At 72.2% G+C, this 16,336-nt stretch carries 13 protein-coding genes; 6 read left to right on the forward strand and 7 right to left on the reverse strand.

Annotated elements, in window-relative coordinates; translation table 11 throughout:
* Window positions 1–2: 2 nt before the first annotated feature.
* The 4 genes from O7632_RS18200 to O7632_RS18215 are packed head-to-tail and all read left to right on the forward strand — an operon-like array spanning window position 3 to window position 3,824.
* Window positions 3–986: an aldo/keto reductase gene (locus tag O7632_RS18200; RefSeq protein ID WP_278115899.1), complete on the forward strand. Its 984-nt coding sequence runs from the start codon at window positions 3–5 to the stop codon at window positions 984–986.
* The gene (locus tag O7632_RS18205; RefSeq protein WP_278115901.1) at window positions 983–1,738 is read left to right on the forward strand and encodes a hypothetical protein; all 756 of its coding nucleotides are present in this window, start codon (window positions 983–985) and stop codon (window positions 1,736–1,738) included. Before O7632_RS18200 ends, O7632_RS18205 begins: the two co-directional genes overlap by 4 nt.
* Before the next feature lie 20 nt (window positions 1,739–1,758).
* Window positions 1,759–2,643 carry a family 3 encapsulin nanocompartment shell protein gene (locus O7632_RS18210; RefSeq protein WP_278115902.1) on the forward strand — a complete coding sequence of 295 codons (885 nt, stop codon included), beginning with the start codon at window positions 1,759–1,761 and terminating at the stop codon, window positions 2,641–2,643.
* On the forward strand, window positions 2,643–3,824 hold the full coding sequence (locus tag O7632_RS18215) for an MFS transporter (RefSeq protein ID WP_278115904.1): 1,182 nt from the start codon (window positions 2,643–2,645) through the stop codon (window positions 3,822–3,824). Before O7632_RS18210 ends, O7632_RS18215 begins: the two co-directional genes overlap by 1 nt.
* 75 nt (window positions 3,825–3,899) lie before the next feature.
* Here the strand turns inward: O7632_RS18215 and O7632_RS18220 are convergent, their stop codons facing one another.
* A complete protein-coding gene (locus tag O7632_RS18220) occupies window positions 3,900–5,033 on the reverse strand; it encodes an FAD-dependent oxidoreductase (RefSeq protein WP_278115906.1) in 1,134 nt (377 codons plus the stop codon).
* Window positions 5,034–5,084: 51 nt separating this feature from the next.
* On the opposite strand from O7632_RS18220, the gene O7632_RS18225 reads away from it, so the two are divergent.
* Entirely contained in the window at window positions 5,085–6,422 is a 1,338-nt protein-coding gene (locus tag O7632_RS18225; protein WP_278115907.1) for a hypothetical protein, read from the forward strand.
* 28 nt (window positions 6,423–6,450) lie between these two features.
* On the opposite strand, the gene O7632_RS18230 is transcribed toward O7632_RS18225, so the two are convergent.
* On the reverse strand, window positions 6,451–7,482 hold the full coding sequence (locus O7632_RS18230) for an XRE family transcriptional regulator (RefSeq protein ID WP_278115908.1): 1,032 nt from the start codon (window positions 7,480–7,482) through the stop codon (window positions 6,451–6,453).
* 551 nt (window positions 7,483–8,033) lie between these two features.
* Between O7632_RS18230 and O7632_RS18235 the strand changes: the two genes are divergently transcribed.
* Window positions 8,034–8,855, forward strand: coding sequence for a metallophosphoesterase (locus tag O7632_RS18235; RefSeq protein ID WP_278120167.1), 822 nt, complete (start codon window positions 8,034–8,036; stop codon window positions 8,853–8,855).
* Here O7632_RS18235 and meaB read toward each other — a convergent pair.
* The 5 genes from meaB to O7632_RS18260 form a co-directional block, all read right to left on the reverse strand.
* On the reverse strand, window positions 8,852–9,871 hold the full coding sequence (gene meaB / locus O7632_RS18240) for a methylmalonyl Co-A mutase-associated GTPase MeaB (RefSeq protein ID WP_278115909.1): 1,020 nt from the start codon (window positions 9,869–9,871) through the stop codon (window positions 8,852–8,854). The genes O7632_RS18235 and meaB overlap by 4 nt on opposite strands.
* A complete protein-coding gene (gene scpA / locus O7632_RS18245) occupies window positions 9,868–12,177 on the reverse strand; it encodes a methylmalonyl-CoA mutase (protein ID WP_278115911.1) in 2,310 nt (769 codons plus the stop codon). The genes meaB and scpA overlap by 4 nt, the downstream gene beginning before the upstream one ends.
* Complete coding sequence (locus O7632_RS18250) at window positions 12,174–14,096, reverse strand: methylmalonyl-CoA mutase subunit beta (RefSeq protein WP_278115912.1); 1,923 nt, start codon at window positions 14,094–14,096, stop codon at window positions 12,174–12,176. The genes scpA and O7632_RS18250 overlap by 4 nt, the downstream gene beginning before the upstream one ends.
* Window positions 14,097–14,228: 132 nt before the next feature.
* The gene (locus O7632_RS18255; RefSeq protein ID WP_278115913.1) at window positions 14,229–15,077 is read right to left on the reverse strand and encodes an oxygenase MpaB family protein; all 849 of its coding nucleotides are present in this window, start codon (window positions 15,075–15,077) and stop codon (window positions 14,229–14,231) included.
* Between the two features lie 61 nt (window positions 15,078–15,138).
* Window positions 15,139–16,335 carry an MAB_1171c family putative transporter gene (locus O7632_RS18260; protein WP_278115915.1) on the reverse strand — a complete coding sequence of 399 codons (1,197 nt, stop codon included), beginning with the start codon at window positions 16,333–16,335 and terminating at the stop codon, window positions 15,139–15,141.
* Window position 16,336: the final 1 nt, after the last annotated feature.

Raw genomic sequence — 16,336 nt, forward strand, 5'->3', positions numbered from 1 at the left:
CGATGAGATATCGCCGGATGGGCCGCCTGGGCTGGCAGGTCAGCGAGGTCGGGTACGGCATGTGGGGGATCGGCGGCGGACCCGGCGGATTCACCGGCTGGGACTACGACACCGCGCCGGCCTGTCTCGACCTCGCCGTCGAGCTGGGCTGCACCTTCTTCGACACCGCCTGGGTGTACGGGCGCGGCGTCAGCGAGCAGATGCTCGGCGCGCTGCTGCGTCGCCACCCCGACCGGCGGCTCTACGTCGCCACCAAGATCCCGCCCAAGAATCGGGCCTGGCCGCCGGGGCCGGCCGACACCCTGGACGACGTGTTCCCCGTCGACCACATCCGTGACTACACCCGACGCAGTCTGGACAACCTCGGGGTCGGGCGGATCGACCTGGTGCAGTTCCACGTCTGGGAGGACCGCTGGGCCAAGGATCCCCGGTGGCAGGAGACGATCACGGCGCTCAAGGAGGAAGGCCTGATCGACGGCGTCGGGATCAGCGTCAACCGCTGGGAGCCGACCAACTGCGTGGCCGCGCTGGACACCGGCCTGGTCGACGTCATCCAGGTCATCTACAACATCTTCGACCAGGCCCCGGAGGACGACCTGTTCGCCCGGGCCCAACGGGACGACATCGGCATCATCGCCCGGGTGCCGTTCGACGAGGGCTCGTTGACCGGCACCCTGACCGCCGACAGTAGTTGGCCCGCCGACGACTGGCGCAGCACCTACTTCGGACCGGAGAACCTGCCGCCTACCGTCTCCCGTACCGAGGCGTTGGCCGCCGACGTACCGGCCGGGATGACCATGCCGGAACTCGCCCTGCGGTTCATCCTCGACCATCCGGCGGTCGCGACCGTCATCCCCGGGATGCGCCGGACGGCTCACGTACGGGCCAACCTGGCGGTCAGCGACGGCACGCCGCTGGACCCGGCGGTGCGCTCCCGGCTGCGCCGGCACCGCTGGGACCGGACCCCGACCTGGTGGTCGCAGTGACGGTGGACGCCGGGCCGGACCGGGGTACGGCCGCGCCGGTGATCGTGATGTGGGCGCACCCTCGGGCCGTGTCCACCGCGTTCCTGCGCATGATGATCGCGCGCGGGGACATCACCGTCGTCCACGAACCGATGGTGACGCTGACCGACCTCGGCGCGGTCGCGGTACCCGACGGTGCCGACGGCACCGTCACCGTCACCTCGGCGGCGCGGCTGTACGCCCACCTGACCGTCCTGGCCCGGCGGCGCCCCGTGTTCGTCAAGGACACCGTCGAGTACCGCTACCGGCATCTGTTCGACCATCCGCGCGACGCCGCCGGCCTGGTGCACACCTTCATCGTGCGGCATCCGGAGCGGACCATCAGCTCACACTTCGCCATGAACCCCAAGGTGACCTGCGCCGAGATCGGCTACGAACACCAGTGGGAACTGTTCTGCCTGGCCCGTGAGGTCACCGGCCGGGTGCCGACGGTGATCTCCGCCGAGCGGCTGGTCCGCGAACCGCACCGGGTCGTCGCCGCCTACTGCGCCGCCGTCGGGCTGCCCTACCTGCCGCACGCCTTGCGCTGGCCGGCGCAGGACCGTACCGAGTGGTCCCGGACCCGTCGCTGGCATCTCGACGTGATCGGCAGCACCGGCTTCGCCGAGCCGGCCCGCGACTATCCGGTGACCGCGTCGAACGACCCCGTTCTCCGGACGTACTTCGACCACCACTATCCGTTCTACCAGCGATTCGCCGAGCACTTCATCTGACGGGAGGCACTGTCTTGACCATGGCCGCCGAATCCCCCCGTACCGCCGCGCAGGCCGGCGCGACCGCCGCGTCCGACGGCGACGTGCCCTCGCCCGGGCAGCTGTTCGCCGCCGCTTACCTGGCCGATCCGCACCACGCCGAGGTCCGCTTCGACTACACCATCACCGAGGCGTTCCAGCCGACGGCGCAGCGCCCCCGGATCACCGTCCGGAACCTGCTGCGCAGCCAGCCGGTCACCACCGACACCGTCCGGATCTGGTCGGAGTCGCGCGGTGAGTATCCGGACCGGGTCCACGAGTCGCGGCTCCGGCGGGAGGCGGCGTTCCGGTTCGGCACCACCGAGGCCCGGGTCCGGCCGATCCGGGCCTGGGTGCAGGTACCCGACGAACTCGCCGCCGATCCGCAGGCACTGGCCGTCTTCATCGATCACCGGCTGCTCGTCCGGCTGGCCACCGCCGAAAACCAGGCCCTCACCATCGGGGAGTACGGCCTGCTGCGCAACCGGCAGATCGCCCGGCTGCCGTACCGGGGCGACTACGTCACCGGCCTGCTCACCGCCTGCGACGAGATCGAACAGACCGGCGCCACCGCGCACGGCATGATCGTCAACCCGCAGGACTACTACTTCCACCTGGTGGGCCGGGGCGTGCTCGCCGATCTGACGAGCAACGGCGTGCGGATCAGTCGGACCCGGATGGTGCCCCCCGGCACGGCGCTGGTCGGTGACTTCGCGATGGCCGCCCGGTTGCTCGACGCCGGACGCTCGGCGATCCGGGTCGACGATCCGCCGCCGGGTACCTTCGCCACCGACGGCCGGGCCGTCTGCGCCGAGGTCCACGAGGGACTCGCGGTGCACCTGCCGACCCACTTCTTCCTGGTCGTACCGGCCGGGCAGGAATCCTGATGGGACGCTGGTCGGACGCCGTCGGCTTCTATCGGCCGATGGTGCCGCTGTTCGGTGCGATCCTGTGCTGCATGCTCGCGGTCGGCGCGTCCCTGGCGGTGCTGCCGTTCCTCGTGCGGGACGAGATCGGCGGCGGAACCGTCGCCGTCGGCGTGGTCGTCGGTGCCATCGCCGTCGCGGCGGTCCTCGCCCGGCCGGTCGCCGGCCGACTCGCCGACCGGTACGGCTACCGCCAGGTGATGCTGGTCGGCGCGGCCGTCAGCGCGCTGGGCGGGGTCGGTTACCTGCTGGCGGACTCAGTGCCGGCACTGGTCGCGGTGCGGATCGTGCACGGGGTGGGGGAGGGCGCGGTCTACACCGCCGGTGCCGCCTGGCTGGTGTCGCTGTCCCCACCGGAGCGTCGGGGCCGGGTGGTCGGCCTGTACGGGATCTACATGTGGATCGGCATCACCGTCGGCGCGCTGCTCGGCACGGTGGCGATGCGTGCCGGTGGGTACCCGGCAGCGTGGATCCTCTGCGTCGTCTCGATCCTGGCCGGTCTGGCGCTGGTCGCCAGCATGCCCCCCGCCGCGCGGGCCACCGCCGCCGGGCGGGCGGCGATCTTCCCGACCAGCGCGCTCACGCCCGGGGTCGCGTTGTCCCTGGCCGCGCTCGGGTACGCGGCCCTCGCCGGCTTCGTCGCGCTACACATGGCCGAGCGGGGGGTGGCCAACGGGATCGCCGCGTTCAACGCCTTCGGCTTCACCTACATCGGGGTCCGGCTGCTCGCCGGGCACTGGCCGGACCGCCTCGGTGCCCGGCGGGTCGCCATCTGGTCGGCGATGGTGGAGGCGGTCGGCCTGTCGCTGGTGGCGGTCGCGCCCAACCTGCTGGTGGCGGTCGTCGGTGGACTCGTGATGGGCGCCGGCCTGTCGCTGCTCTTCCCCGCCCTGGCGTTGTTGGTGATCAACCGGACCGAACCGGCGCACCAGGGCGCCGCGCTCGGGATGTTCACCTCGTTCTGGGATGTCGGCCTGGTCGTCGGTGGCCCGCTCACCGGGCTGATCGTCGGGTTGGCCGGCTACCGGGTGGCGTTTCTGGCGATGCTCGGGTTCGCGGTCGTCTCCGGTGCGGTCGCGGCCGTCGGGATCCGCGCCGCACCCCGATCGGCGGTGGTCGCCGAGCGTCCGGCCGCCGGTTGACCGCTTCCCGGCCGCCGGCTTCCCGGCCGCCGGCTGACTGGCCGGTTGCGGTGGTCTGCCGGCGGGCTCCGGTGGTCAACCAGCCGGTTGCGGTGGTCGGCGGAATCGGGCCGGCGAGAGCGCTGCGGCCACGGTGGCCAGTTCACCGGTGGCCGGCACGCCACCGACCGCCGCCGCGACCAGTTGACCGAGGGCCGGCGCGGTCTGCACGCCGTACCCGCTGAGCCCGGCCAGCCAGACGAACCCGTCAAGACACGGGTCAACGCCGACCACGGGAGTGTCGTCGGCGGTCGCGGTGCGGTGCCCGGCCCAGGCGTGCCGGACCCGCCGGATCGGCACGGTGGTCGCCGCCTCGACCCGGGCGATGCCCAGGGCCACGTCCAGGTCGTCCGGGCGGGCGTCACCCGGCGGATCCGGCTGGGCGTCCATCGGCGAGATCAGCAGCCCACCTGATTCGGGTTTGAGGTAGAACGTCGCGGTCACGTCGGTCACCATCGGCCAGCCCTGCGGCCGCAGGTCGGCCGGGACGTCGACGACGCAGGCGGTACGGCGCAACGGTACGCAACCGACGGGCGCGGCGCCGGCGGCCACCGCGACCTGGTCCGCCCACGCGCCGGCGGCGTCGACCACGACCGGGGCGCGGTGTGACCCGTCGCGCGTGTGGATCCGCCATCCGTCGCCCTCGGGTCGTATCGAGTCGACCCGCGCGTCGCGTAGGACCGTGCCCCCGGCGGCCCGGATGCGGCGCAGCATTCCCTGATGGAGGGAGTCGACGTCGATGTCCCAGGTGTCCGGCTTGAGCATGGCCCGGGTGTACCAGCCGGGTCGGACCGCCGGACAGAGCGCGGCCGCCTCCACCGGGTCGATCTCCCGAGCCGGTACGGTGGCCGTCTGTCCCTCGGCGAGCGTGGCGGTGAACTGCTCCTCGGCTCCCGGCGGGCACAGCGCGAGCACCCCGCGCGGGGTGAGCAGCGGATGCTCGGTGAACCCGGCCGGCGGCCGGGCCAGGAAATCCCGGCTGGCCCGGGTCAGCGCGCGTACCACCGGGTTGCCGTAGTAGGGGGAGTAGAGCGCGGCCGAGCGTCCGGTGGAATGCGTTCCCGGGTGGGCGGCCATCTCGATCACCAGGACGGTGCCCCGCGACGACAGGTGGAACCCGGCGCTGGCACCGGCGATGCCGCCACCGATCACCATGAAATCGACGTCCATGATTCAGTCTAGCCAGTCGGACATCGGCTGCGTACTGCGTACAATGGACCGATGGTTGGCATGGCGTCGCTCGGGCCCGGCCGTCGTCGACGTCGGTCCGCCGCGGCCGCACCCCGGATGGCGTCGCGTCCCGGGCCGCGACGCGCCCTGCCGCTGGTCGCCGTGCTGGTCGCTGTGCTGGTCGTCGGCGCGTGCCAGGCGGAGACCACCTCGGAACCGCCGCCCGGCCCGTCGACCGCGCCGCCGCTGACCGTCCGTTGGGAACCGGTGTCGTTGCCCGACCCGCCGCCGGGCACGGCCAGAGTCGTCGTGCGTGAGCTCACCTGGTGCGCCGGGCACTGGTACGCCGTCGGCGCCGACGTTGCCGCCGACGCGACCACCAGTCCGGCGGCCTGGCACAGCGCCGACTCCTCGCGCTGGCGGCGGGTGCCGACCGAGGCCCGGTCGCACTACGGTCGGCTCAACATCCTGTCCTCCGCCGCCTGCCGGGACGGTCGACTGGCAGCGGTCGGCGCGATGAGCGGCGGAGCGCACGGCAACCCGCGTACCAGCAGTTGGCGGCAGCGACCGGACGGCACCCTGGTGGAGGTCGAGGCCGGCTTCGAACTGTTCGGCGGCCCGGCGGCGGTCAACGTCGGCCGGATCGTCGCCGCGCCGGGTAGCCCCGCCGACCCGGCCGCCACCTCACCACGGCCGCCGGCCCCTACCACCGGTACGGGCGGCGGCGGACCCACCTGGCTGATCGTCGGCAACCGGATCAGCGGAGCGGCGGTCTGGACCTCCGACGACGCCGCCGCGTTCGACATCGTCGAGGCCCGACCCGGCCTGGCCAGCGACGACCAGGGACGGACCTGGGCCTACGACGCGCTCGCCGACGGCGACGGCTGGCTGCTGGCCGGAGCGCTGACCCGACCCGGACGCATCGACCGTGATCCGTTGTTGTGGCATTCCACGGATGGCCAGCGGTGGCAGCGCACGACCGTCGACGGCGGCCCCGACAACGAAGAACTGCAGCGGCTGGTGAACGTCGACGGCGCGCCGGTGGCCGCCGGGCTACACGGGGACTGGTTCGCCGCCTGGCGCGACGACGGCGACGGCTGGCGGACCGTCGGCACCTTCGGCAGCACCGACGGCAGCGGCGTACCTCAGGTCCGATCGCTGACCGCCAGCGGTGCCGCGATGGTCGCGGTGACGACGACCGGTGCCGACCATCGGCTCTGGTTCTCACCGGACGCCGGGCGGACCTGGCGGGAACTGGTACCACCGGCACCCCTGCCGGCCGGTGCCGACCGGGTGGCGGCCGTGGCGGCCGGGGATGGTCACCTGCTGCTCGGTGTGGACGACGGTGTGGCGGTCACCTTCTGGACCTGGCCGATCGGCGCCGGTTGACGACCCCGTCGCGGGGACGGTCGCCGCGTCAGCCGGCACCTTCGCGGACCCGTCCCCGGAAACAAGCCGTCTGAGCACTCGCGCCGTCCGGATTTTCCGGCATGTCGATCCGCACCTCGGCCTGCACACAGTCGCGGGTGCTGTGCAACACGTTGCCGAAGGTCCCGGTACCGGCGTATTCGGCTATGAATTCCGCCCGCGCGCCGTCGGCCGGCCGCACGACGTCGACGTGCAGCCGGGTCCCGTACGGGATGCGCTCGACGGCGTACGGCAGAAACCTCGGCCAGGCCACTCCACACATCGGGGAGTAACGTAGTTCGATCACTCCCAGCGCCTGCCGACCGAGACTGGTTTCGACCTGGTCGACGCTCACCACGTCCGGGTCCAGCGCGCAACCGCTGTCCTTGGGGTCGGCTCCGTCGGCGACCGCGCTGACCGGGGCGACGACGGTCGGTTCCCCGTCTGGGGGTGCCGGGGTCTGCGGTCGGGTCATCGTCGCGCCGAGCAGGGCGATCGCCCCGACGCCGACCGCCACGCTGGCGAGCCAGGACACCGTACGGCGTCGGCGTGTCGGGCGGCGCGCGGTGACGGCCACCTGGCGCTCGGTCGGCTGGTGCCCAGGCGACTGGTCTTCGGCCGGCTGGTGCCCGGCCACCTGGTCTTCGGTCGGCTGGTGTCGGGTCGGCTCGGCCGTGTCGACCTGATCTGTCGCGGTGTCGCCGGCGCCGGTGCCCGTGTCCTCGGTCTGGCGATGGCCGCCGAGCGGTTCCGTACCGGATGGTGCGGTGCTGCCGTTGACCTGGTTCGCGGTCTGCTGCCAGCGGACGCGCCAGTATTCCAGGTCACCGTCGCACCCTTCGACGAACGCGGCGACCGTCTCCCAGGTGGGAAACCTTCGCCCGCCAGCGGCTTCGGACAGTGCCGTCTGCGATCGACCTGTTCGGCGTGACAGCGCCGCGTACTTTGGACGCCCGGCGCAATCGCGCAGTGCCCGCAGTTCCGCCGCGAACGCTGGTATCGGACCGGCGCTGTCATTGAGCTGACGCTCTGGACGCCCCAAGGTGGACCCCTTCCCGACCCGGTTGTTTGTCCAGGTTGATTGTTGCCTCAGTACGTCGACCGGACAACTCCTGTGCCGGGTGGAAATGAGCGGCCGTCCTGATCGTGTGGATCGACGATTCGGATGTCATCAGAATGGGACTATCCAATTGGGTGATGAGCCTCTCGATAGCGGATTTATCGCCCTTTGTCGAGTCTGACGTTCCACGGCACCCAGCGGCATCGCGACGCTGTCAGGGGATGGCGCGCAATATCGTGAAACCCGGTCGTCAGCGGCGGACCACGGTGCAGATGGCGAAGGGCGCACCGGTGTGGTGTCGGGTAGGCGACAGCTCCCGGCCGGCCAAACCGGAGTGATCTCGTCGGTGGATCTACCGGATATGCCCGCAGTGACGCATCATCGGACAGGTGGCGGACGGGACGTGGGACAGCACGACGGCAGGTGGCGGCGATCCGGTCAGCGGTGGGCTGGCCGGTGCGCGGGTATCGGGAGGTCCGCCGGCATCCGGCGTCGGCCGGGACCCGGTCGGGCGCGACGGGCCGCAGCCGACCCTGTGGGGGATCAGCGACCTGCACATCGCGTACGCCGAGAACCGCCAGATCGTGGCCGACCTGCGGGCGCCGTCGCCGCAGGACTGGCTGATCGTCGCCGGCGACGTCGCGGAGACGATCGCCAACGTCGAATGGGCGCTCGGCCTGCTGCGGGAGCGGTTCGCCGAGGTCATCTGGGTGCCCGGTAACCACGAGCTGTGGACCACGGCGCACGATCCGGTCCGGCTGCGGGGGGTGGAACGCTACGCCCACCTGGTGGAGCGTTGCCGGGCGCTCGGGGTCCGTACCCCGGAGGATCCCTATCTGGTGTGGACCGGCGGCGGCGGGCCGGCCACGGTGGCCCCGCTGTTCACTCTGTACGACTACAGCTTTCTGCCACCGGGCACCCGCGACAAGGCCGAAGGGCTGGCGTACGCGCAGGGCACCGGGATCGTCTGCACCGACGAGATGATGCTGCACCCGGACCCGTATCCCAGCCGCGAGCAATGGTGCTGGCAACGCCTGGCGTTCACCGAGCAACGACTGGCCGAGACCGATCCGCAGCTGCCGACCGTACTGATCAACCACTACTCGTTGGTCCGCGATCCGATGAACGTGCTGCGCTACCCGGAATTCGCCATGTGGTGCGGCACCGATCGGACAGCCGACTGGCATCGGCGGTTCCGCGCCACGGTCATGGTCTACGGGCACCTGCACATCCCCCGCACCACGTACTACGACGGGGTACGGTTCGAGGAGGTGTCGGTCGGCTACCCACGGGAGTGGCGGCACCGGTCCGCACCCCCCGGTCAGCTGCGCCGGATCCTTCCCGCCGTCGGCTAGGACCGGGTACGGCCGTCGTGCCCGCCGGTGAAGGCGCCCAGCAACTCGGCTGCCGCCTGCGCCGCCGTGCTGTCGCCGGCGAGCACCCGGGCCTCGACCTGTGGACCGAGCGCGACCACCGCCGGATGAGTCCGCAACCGGTCGAGCAGGGTGTCGTGGACGATCGACCACATCCACCGGATCTGTTGGCGCTGCCGCCGTCGGGCGAGTTCGCCGCTGGTGCGCAGGTGGTCCTGATGGGCGGTGACCCGCTGCCAGACCTCGTCGAGCCCGCTGCCGTCGCGTCCACTGGCGGTCAGCACCGGCGTGGTCCATCCCTCGGCGGCGCCACCGAGCATCCGTAGCGCGGTGGCCAACTCCCGGGCGGCAGACCGGGCCGCGTCGGCATGCGTCCCGTCGGCCTTGTTGACCACGATCACGTCGGCGAGCTCCAGCACCCCTTTCTTGATGCCCTGCAACTGGTCGCCGGTGCGGGCCAGGGTCAGCAGCAGGAAGGTGTCCACCATTTCGGCGACCGCCGTTTCCGACTGTCCGACACCGACGGTCTCCACCAGCACCACGTCGTAGCCGGCGGCCTCGACGACCACCATCGCCTCGCGGGTCGCCCGGGCCACCCCGCCGAGCGTGCCAGCGGTGGGGGAGGGCCGGACGAACGCCGCCGTCGACGCCGCCAACCGCGCCATCCTGGTCTTGTCGCCCAGGATGCTCCCGCCGGTCCGGGTCGATGACGGATCCACCGCGAGGACCGCGACCCGATGACCGGCGGCGATGAGCCGGCTGCCGAGCTCGTCGATAAAGGTCGACTTGCCGACGCCGGGCACGCCGGTCACCCCGACCCGGCTGGCCCGCCCGGCGTCCGGGGCCAGCGCCACCAGCAGCTCCTGCGCCCGGGCGCGGTGGTCGGGCCGGGTCGACTCGACGAGGGTGATCGCCCGGGCGATCCACGCTGGCGTACCGGCCCGTACACCGGCGACGTAGTCGGCGACCGCCGGGGATGGTCGGGGCGATCCGGTCATCCGGCCCCGGCTTCCGTCGGTGCCGGCCCGCCGGGCGGCGGGCCGGCGAGACCCGGATGCCCGAGCCGCCGGGACAGCTCGCCGAGCAGGTCGAGCGCGGCATCGGCCAGCACCGTACCGGGTGGGAAGATCGCCGCCGCTCCGGCGGCGCGCAACGCGTCGAAGTCCTGCGGCGGGACCACACCCCCCACGATGATCATGATGTCGTCGCGGCCCAGCGCGGCGAGCTCGTCGCGCAGCGCCGGTACCAGGGTGAGGTGCCCGGCGGCCAGGGAGTTGACCCCGACCAAGTGCACGTCTGCCTCGACCGCCTGCCGCGCCACCTCCGCCGGGGTCTGGAACAGCGGACCGACGTCAACGTCGAACCCCAGGTCAGCGAAGGCGGACGCGACGACCTTCTGCCCCCGGTCGTGGCCGTCCTGGCCCATCTTGGCGACCAGGATGCGGGGTCGGCGCCCCTCCGCCTCGGCGAAGTCGGCGGCCGCCGTCCGGGCCTGCTCGATCGCGGCCACCGCTCCCGCCTCCCGCCGGTACACCCCGGTGATGGTACGGATCTGCGCGGCGTGCCGGCCGTACACCCGCTCCAGCGCCGTGGAGATCTCGCCGACGGTGGCCCGGGCCCGCGCCGCCCGGACCGCCAGCGTCAGCAGGTTGCCGTCGAGATCGTCGTCGCCCGGCGAGGTCGGTCGGCCGGCGGCCCGGGTCAGCGCGTCGAGCGCGGCGGCACAGTCCGCCTCGTCGCGTTCGGCGCGCAGCTGACGCAACTTCGCCAGCTGCGCCGCCCGTACCGCCGTGTTGTCGACCTTGAGCACCTCGACCGGCTCGTCCGCCTCCGGCCGGAAGCGGTTGACCCCGATCACCGGCTGCCGGCCGGAGTCGATCCGCGCCTGGGTCCGCGCGGCGGCCTCCTCGATCCGCAGCTTGGGCAGCCCGTCGTCGATGGCTCGGGCCATCCCTCCGGCCGCCTCCACCTCCGTGATGTGCTCCCAGGCCCGCCGGGCCAGATCATGGGTGAGCCGTTCCAGGTAGAAGCTGCCGCCCCACGGATCGATCACCCGTGTGGTGCCGGATTCGTGGGCGAGCAACAGCTGGGTGTTGCGGGCGATCCGGGCGGAGAAGTCGGTGGGCAGCGCGAGAGCCTCGTCCAGGGCGTTGGTGTGCAGCGACTGGGTGTGTCCCTGGGTCGCGGCCATCGCCTCGACGCAGGTACGAATGACGTTGGTGTAGACGTCCTGCGCGGTCAGCGACCAGCCGGAGGTCTGGCAGTGGGTCCGCAGACTCAACGACTTGGCGTTGGTCGCGCCAGCCTGGCGGACCAGCTTGGCCCAGAGCAGCCGGGCCGCCCGAAGCTTGGCGACCTCCATGAAGAAGTTCATCCCCATCGCCCAGAAGAACGACAACCGGGGGGCGAACACATCGATGTCCAACCCGGCGGCCCGCCCGGCCCGCAGATACTCCGCACCGTCGGCCAGCGTGTACGCCAGTTCCAGGTCAGCGGTGGCCCCGGCCTCCTGAATGTGGTAACCGGAAATCGAGATCGAGTTGAATTTCGGCATCCGCGCCGACGTGTAGGCGAAGATGTCGGAGATGATCCGCATCGACGGCCCGGGCGGATAGATATAGGTGTTGCGGACCATGAACTCCTTGAGGATGTCGTTCTGGATGGTCCCGGTCAGCCGCTCCGGCGCCACCCCCTGTTCCTCGGCCGCGACGATGTAGAGCGCCAGCACCGGCAGGACCGCGCCGTTCATGGTCATCGACACGCTCATCTTCTCCAGCGGGATCCCGTCGAAGAGCTGCCGCATGTCGAGGATCGAGTCGATCGCCACCCCGGCCATGCCGACGTCGCCGGCCACCCGAGGATGATCGGAGTCGTAGCCGCGATGGGTGGCCAGGTCGAACGCGATCGACAGGCCCTTCTGGCCGGCGGCGAGGTTGCGCCGGTAGAAGGCGTTGGACTCCTCGGCGGTGGAGAATCCGGCGTACTGGCGGATCGTCCACGGCTGGGTGGTGTACATCGTCGGGTACGGCCCCCGCAGGTACGGCGGGATGCCGGGCCAGGTGTCCAGGAACTCCAGCCCCGCCAGGTCCTCGGCGGTGTACAGCGGAGCCACCCGGATCCCCTCCGGGGTGTCCCAGGCCAGCTCCCGTGGGTCCCGGCCGGTGTGCTCCCGCACCGCTGCCGTCCAAGCCCTTGCGCCTGCTTCGTCCAGCTCGGCGGTTGGGTGCGAAGCGGGTGTGGCCGGCTCGGCGTCCGGGTCGGCGTCCGGGTCGACGAGCCGCGCGTCGCGGAAGTCCGGAATCATCGTGCCACCCCCAGGTCGTCCAGCGTGGTCTCCAGTACGGCCAGAGCGTCGCAGCCGGTGTACAGATAGCCGTCGACGTGGTCGATCCCGGCTGGCCGCCCGGCCAGCCACACGCGCTTGGCACCCGCCGCCGTGAGCGCGGCGGCCAGCGGCGCGGCGCGCTCGCCGTACGCCTGGTCGGTGCCGCACACGCAGGCGACAATCGTCGGGTCGGCGGCGAACGCGGCGGCGATGGCGGCCGGGTCGTCGTCCGGTGCCCCGGCCCGGGAGGTGGCGATACCGCCGGCCGCGAAGAGGTTCGTGGCGAAGCCGACCCGGGCGCCGTGCGCCGCCAGCGGACCGAGCGTGGCGAGGAAGACCGATGGTCGGGTGCCGGTGGCGGCCAGGTGGTCGTCGGCGCGGTCCCGGCAGGCTTCGAAGTCCTGCGCGTAGAACCGGCGAGGCAGCGCGCCATTCTGCGCCGGCCGATCCGCTGTGCCGCTCTGCGCCGGCCGGGCCGAGGCGTCGCGCGGCGGGCCCTCGGCCAGGTCGGGAAACTCGCTGACCCCGGTGATCGGATCCCGCCGGTGCGCCAGGTTGGCCGCCCGTTCGGCCCAGGTGGCCTCGATCTCCTCCGCGACGAGGCCCGTGGCCAGGGCCGTGGCGATGCCGCCGGCCCGCTCGATCCGGGTGAACCACTCCCAGGCGACCGTGGCCAGGTCGGCGGTGAGCCGCTCGACGTACCAGGAACCGCCGGCCGGATCGAGCACCCGGCCGAGATGCGCCTCGGCCAGCAGCACCGACTGGGTGTTGCGGGCGATCCGTCGGGCGAAGCCGTCGGGCGGCCCGTACCGCGCGTCGAACGGGGTCACGGTGACCGCGTCGGCCCCGCCGACTCCGGCGGCGAAGCAGGCGACCGTGGTCCGCAGCATGTTGACCCACGGGTCCCGGGCGGTCATCGCCGCCAGAGACGTCACCGCGTGTTGACGTTGCCGACCGGCGTCCGGTACGCCACACAGCTGCGCCACCCGGGACCACATCCGTCGGGCGGCGCGCAGCTTGGCGATGGTCAGGAACTGGTCGGTGGTCGCGGCGTACCGGAACTCCAGCTCGGCGAAGGCGGCCGACACGTCGAGTCCGGCCGCCGTCAGGGCCCGCAGGTACGCCACCCCGGTGGCCAGAGCGCAACCGAGCTCCTGCGCGTCGCTACCGCCGGCCTCGTGATAGCTGGTGGCGTCGACACAGACCGACCGCAGCCGGGGATAGCGGTCGGCGTGGCGGCCCACCAGATCGGTCAGCCCGGACAGGTCGGCCGGCTCGCCGGTCCGGGCCTGCCAGCCCACCGGGTCGAGACCGAGGTTGCCGGTCAGCTCGGCGGGGTCGGTACGGCGACTGGCGGCCAGCGCCAGGAACGCCTCGACCGCCGGGAGCCCGCGTCCGCCGGAGTCGAGGACGACACCGGCCAGATCGAGGTGCACCCCGTCGAGGGCGTCGCCGAGGTCGGCCGGCTCCAGCCCGCCGGAGCTCAGGTCCAGCCAGACGGAGGTGACCCCGTTGGCGAGATCGGTCAGCACCGCCTCCCGGGTGGCCTTCGGATCCGGGTCGGCGTACCGGGCCCGCACGTCCCACCCGGCGACCGTGTCGGCCGGCGTGGTGCCGCCCGCGCCGCCGCCGTCGCGCAGCAGCTGGGCACCACGGACGAACGGTGCCGCCCCGGGTGTCCCGATCGCCGGCGGCGTCGCCGGGCGGGTGTGCAGCGCGGCGACGCGGATCCCGTCGTAGGTCGTCGTGGCGAGGAGATCGTCGACGCCGTCGATGGGCGTGTCCGGGCCGGCGGCACCGGATTTACGCAGTACGCCGAGCACCAGCCGCCGCCACTGCTGCGGCGCGGTCGGTGGGAAGTCCCCGGCCGGGCCCAGGTTCTCGGATGGCACTGTCATGAACGAATGCTAAGGCCTCGCCGGCTGGATCGGGCATGGCCGAGGGCGCTGTGACCACGTCCACCGGCGTGGATAGACCCGACAGTGGTCGATCATTGACCGGCGGGACCGATCATTGACCGGCGGGACCGATCATTGACCGGCGGGACCAAGATCGGAGATCCGATATCCGTCCGGATAGGTCGGGGTACGGATGCCGTCGGCGAACAGCGGCTGGCGGCGGGGTCGGGCGGCCCACCTCAAAAGGCCCGCCCGTAGCCTCAGCCCGACGTGCAGGCCGACACGGACCGCCACCGGTGCGGCGGTGAGCCCGGTGGCGGCTCGTAGTCGATCGTCGTACATGGCGGTGACCAGCGCGTCGCCGACCGGGGCGAGCGGGCGGGGCAGGCGGCCGCGCAACAGTGCCCGGGTGGCTTGTTCGATCCGCGCCGCCTGCGGGCTGAACCGCAACTGGGCCGCGTCGTACGCGTCGAACCAGGCGGCGAACTCGTCGTAGGAGCCGGGAATGTCATCGATCCCCATCCGCCGCCCCAGCTGCCGGTAGTAGTGGTAGGCGGCGGCGCGTTCGTGGCAGCAGGGCGCCCGCCAGCCGTACCGTCCCAGCCAGCGGATCGGCACCACCACCAGGCAGCCGAGGACGTAGCGGTAGTCCTCGTCGGCGATGTCGTACCGGTGGTGGATCTGGTTGATCCGGCGGACCGACTCCCGGCCCCGGGGGTGGTCGAAGCCGTGCAGCAGCATTTCGTACATCAGCAGGCCGGTGTCGTCGACGCGTTTGCGGGTGTGCCGCAGCAGCTCGCCGGTCGCCACGTGCAGCGCGGCGACGCGCGGGAGGGAGAAGGACCGGTTGAACGCCAGGTTGAGCCCGAGCTTGCTGTCCCACGGGAACTCCCGGCGCACCATTGTCTGATAGATCTCCAGGTAGTCCCGCTCGGGGTCCTGGGTGCGGATCCGTCGCAGGTTGGCGTACCGGTCCTTCATCGCCGTGGGTCCTCCATCAGCGTCAGCTTCTCTTTTGTCGCCGCCGTGCCGCCGGTACGGGTCACTCGGCTGGCCGGTCCACGATCCGCGCGCGGTCGACCAGCGCGGAGCGTCCGTACCACCGGGCCACCTGGCTCAGCCAGGCGATCTCGCCCGGATAGCCGTCGGGTGGGTCGTACGGGTCGGACAGGTCGGGCCGCGACACCGGCGCGCCGGCCTCCGCTTGGCGGACACCGGCGGCGATCATGGCGGCCTCGACCAGCGCCGAGCGGCTTTCGTCGTCGAGGCCGGCGTCGTCGGCCAGTCGACCGGCGGCCCGCGCGATCCGCTGGTCGATGTACGGCCGCAGCGCCAACCGGCCATCGCGGATCTCGGTGATCCGCCGGTGTAGCGCGTAGTCGATGTCGCGCAGCGCGACGGTCGTCCGGTGTGCGCGCTCGTCGAGGACGAGTTGAGGTGCGGCGCTGGTCACCGCCCGCCACAACGGGGCGAGTTGCCGCCAGGAGCGTTGCCGCCGCGTCCAGATCCGCCCGGTGTCCACCGCCGGGCCCCAGGTGGGCAGGGTCAGTCCGACGAGCATCGCCAACGCGCCGATGGTCACCAGGACGGCGGCGATCTGCGACTCGCCGGCGGGCGTCGCGCCCAGCCGGTACGCCACCAGATATCCGGCCTTACTGACGCAGTAGATCAGCGCGGCGGCCGCGCCGAACGCGGTGATCCGCAGCCCGCGCCGGAGCCATCGACGCGGCGTGGCCCGGGCGAACCGCCAGCAGAGCCGGGCCAGGTCGCCGGCGTAGACGACGAAGACACCGAGGTAGACGAGCAGGTAGCCGGCGACGGCTGGGTGCGCGGCGTCCTCGACGACCAGCCGGACCGGGGGGTCGGCGGTGAGGGTGACCAGCCACAGCCCGGCGAGCAGGGCGAAGGCGCAGGTCGAGGCGACGATCCGTCGCCGGGCGCGATGGCTGGCGGTGGCTGGCGGCAGGGCCAGGAACAGCAGCAGGATCTCGGAGTTGGCCGCTACTGCCATGACGCCCGCGTGGGCGAGCAGCTTGGCCAGGTTGGGCAGTCCGGTGGCCTGTTCCACGGCCTGGGCGATCGCGGGGATCGCGAAGGTGATCCCGGTGGAGAAGGCGCAGAACGCGTACACCATGGCCCGCAGGACCTGGTTGTCGCGGTCGCGCCGTAAGTCGCGCAGCTTGTAGCCGAAGGCGAGCCAGCCGGCGGCGGCGCACACCGGATAGAGAAGGGTGTCCATC

Source organism: Solwaraspora sp. WMMD406, from assembly GCF_029626025.1.
Taxonomy (GTDB): Bacteria; Actinomycetota; Actinomycetes; order Mycobacteriales; family Micromonosporaceae; genus Micromonospora_E.